This is a genomic window from Candidatus Eisenbacteria bacterium (assembly GCA_030017955.1).
GTDB lineage: Bacteria > Eisenbacteria > RBG-16-71-46 > JASEGR01 > JASEGR01 > JASEGR01.
In genome coordinates, this window is record JASEGR010000166.1 from 1 (window position 1) to 2,661 (window position 2,661).

The 2,661-nt window shown below is 49.9% G+C and carries 3 protein-coding genes; all 3 read right to left on the reverse strand.

The window, feature by feature from the left end:
* The coding region (locus QME66_13290) for a DEAD/DEAH box helicase family protein (protein ID MDI6809921.1) at positions 1-1,203 on the reverse strand (1,203 nt) is incomplete at its 3' end.
* Positions 1,200-2,243: a virulence RhuM family protein gene (locus QME66_13295; GenBank protein ID MDI6809922.1), complete on the reverse strand. Its 1,044-nt coding sequence runs from the start codon at positions 2,241-2,243 to the stop codon at positions 1,200-1,202. The genes QME66_13295 and QME66_13290, both read right to left, overlap by 4 nt.
* A partial coding sequence (locus QME66_13300; protein MDI6809923.1) for a site-specific DNA-methyltransferase occupies positions 2,236-2,661 on the reverse strand: 426 nt, incomplete at its 5' end. The genes QME66_13300 and QME66_13295, both read right to left, overlap by 8 nt.

Below are 2,661 nucleotides of genomic sequence, written 5' to 3' on the forward strand. Positions count from 1 at the left end.
CCATCCTTCTTTAAGCATGTTGACGTGAATGACGATTTCGGTGGGGTTTTCCGGCTTCTCAACATTGATGAGCTGTTCGATGGTTTCATCCCTTTCCTCTCCGCTCTGCTTGGAATGGACTTGGATGACTTTGCCCTTGTAACGGCCCTCAAAGAATGTTTCATCTTCGATTATTTTCATAAGGGAATTGGCGTGTTCCGTATCCCGCGCAATGACCAACAGGAAGGGCTTCACAATGGACCTGCCATTCTCCCGGGCGTAAATTTCCAGCTCAACCTTGGAGTTCTCGTGGATGCGTACTCCATCCTCCAATTTCAATCTTTCCAATCCGGCATCATCGTAGTTGCGGACATCAAAGTTTTCACGAGTGGCAACAGCGGGCTCTTTAACGAACCCGTCTGACATTGCATCAGAAAGGGGGTAACTGTATATGACATTCTTAAATGGCTCCGGGTTACCGCCTTTCTCAACTTGAGGCGTTGCTGTAAGCTCAAGGCCAAGGATCGGCTTAAGCTCACTGATCGCCTTCATTCCCGCTGATGCCCGGTAGCGATGCGATTCATCCATCAGGAGCACCAGATCATTCAGATTGGATAGATATTCAAAATAGCTCTGTCCGATGTATTCATGGAGCCGCCGGAAGCGAGGGATGTTGCTCTTGATGGCTCCTTTCGGTGTCTCCGTACTGGTGATTTTGGAGATGTTAAAGATGTTGATATGGATCGGCGTCTCCCGCTCTATACCCGGCAGATAATCCTTCTGCCGGATACCGCGACCGGTCTCGTAGTTGTCGCCGGTGATGATCTCCGGTGGTGTAACGGAGAACTCTGCAATGCCCTGGAAGACATATTTGGGGGTATTGGGAGTAAAGTCCGTAGTGAGCTTGTTATAAATAGTGAGATTTGGCGCAAGCACAAAGAAATGGCGGATGTTCCTGGTCTTGAAGAGGTATGCGATGAACGCTCCCATGAGACGCGTTTTTCCTACGCCGGTTGCCAGTGCGAAGCAAAGGGATGGAAAATCGCGCTCGAAGTCCGAGACCGAAGGGAACTCGGATTGAATTACATTGAGTGCCTGTACAAGGTCGGAATTCTTCTCAAGCGGGATGATATCGCAAACCCTGGCAAGAATCTCAAGCGATTTGCGTTGCGGCGGACGGAGGCTCAGGCGATTGGCAATCGTGTTGACGTGGGAGCCGTTCATTTCTTTTTCCTCCGGCCTTTGTGTTCAAGTTGCTTGGCGATCTTCTCAAATTCCTCTTCTTCTTTGGCCGCTTCTTCGACAAGGCGGCGCCGGTTAAATTTCTCGTATTCCTCCAGTGCCAGGGCCTTGGCTACCTCCATTGACGCCTTCCCCGCATCTTTAAGAATAGCGCGTTCGTTGAATTTGAGAAAAGCGTCAATTTTTTCACGCCAATCACGCATGTAAAGGGGTTTCCGGCGACGGGCCTGATCCTCTGCATAATCAAGATACATGACGACGATCCTATTAAGTTCGCCAATTTCCTCGATGCTCAGGTAATTCTTGGCAACAGCGACATCGGTCCTGCGAACTTTGGACCCTTTCCAACTCGTCAGCCCCATGTTCGCTTTGGAGAAATCCGCGCGTTCTGCAATCAACTCCGCTGCTGTCTTGCCGGTAATGGCCCAGTGAAGTTTGTTCTGTACGATCTGAAAGAACTCCTTTGTTTGTTCCGCCTCGGCGTCGTAGTCAATCGCCAATTTATAGATGTCCCTGATTTTCTGGTAGAAGCGTTTTTCGGATGCACGGATATCACGAATGCGCTCAAGTAGTTCATCAAAGTAATCTGCCCCTATGTTCCGGCCTTCCTTGAGCCGCTCGTCATCCATCGTAAAGCCCTTGACCAGATACTCCCGCAACCGTTCGGTCGCCCACCTTCGGAACTGCGTGCCACGATAAGACTTCACACGGTAGCCGACGGATATGATCACGTCCAGGTTGTAGTACTCCAGACTGCGTGAGACCTTCCGTGCTCCTTCTTGTTGAACTGTCAAGTATTCCTTGACAGTTCCCTCACGTACCAACTCCCCCTCGGCATAGATATTCTGAAGGTGAAGGCTGATGTTCTGTTTGGTCGTCTGAAACAACTCAGCCATCAGACTTTGGGATAGCCAGACAGTATTCTGATCCAGCCTTACCTCAATCTGGCTCCTGCCGTCTTCGGTTTGGTAGAATAAAATCTCTGAAGAAGGTGTCCGTTTTTCGGGAAGATGATCAGTCATTTATCTTACCGCCTTTCCCTCCGGCCAGGTCAAAAAGAGTAGCCTGCTTTGGATTATGTCCGTTCTTACCTCTGGCGTTCGGAGGCGATTCACCTTGATCTTCAGCTGGTTCCACTTGTTTGACCTGAAGGTTTTTGATTTCGAGACTGTAGTCGTCTTTTCCCCATTCACAACGGTTCATCACGGCCTTGGGGATTTTCTTAACCGTGAGATTAGGGAAATCATCAAGGTTCTTTACACGGAATGCGCCGCACATGACAAGCAAACTCCGGGCCTCGCCTACCTCGTCCGAGAGCCTCTGGAACTGCTCACGGGTGAGCGTCTGTGTGGTCACATAGATGCGATCATTTTCAGTGGAATGGCCGTGCTGCCAGTAGACTTCATCACTTGGAGCATAAGTAAAACCCTCCAGCTTGCA

Excerpts from the sequence above, each read along its gene's own strand:
- QME66_13295 (MDI6809922.1), bottom strand. The coding sequence starts at position 2,243 with ATGACTGATCATCTTCCCGAAAAACGGACACCTTCTTCAGAGATTTTA.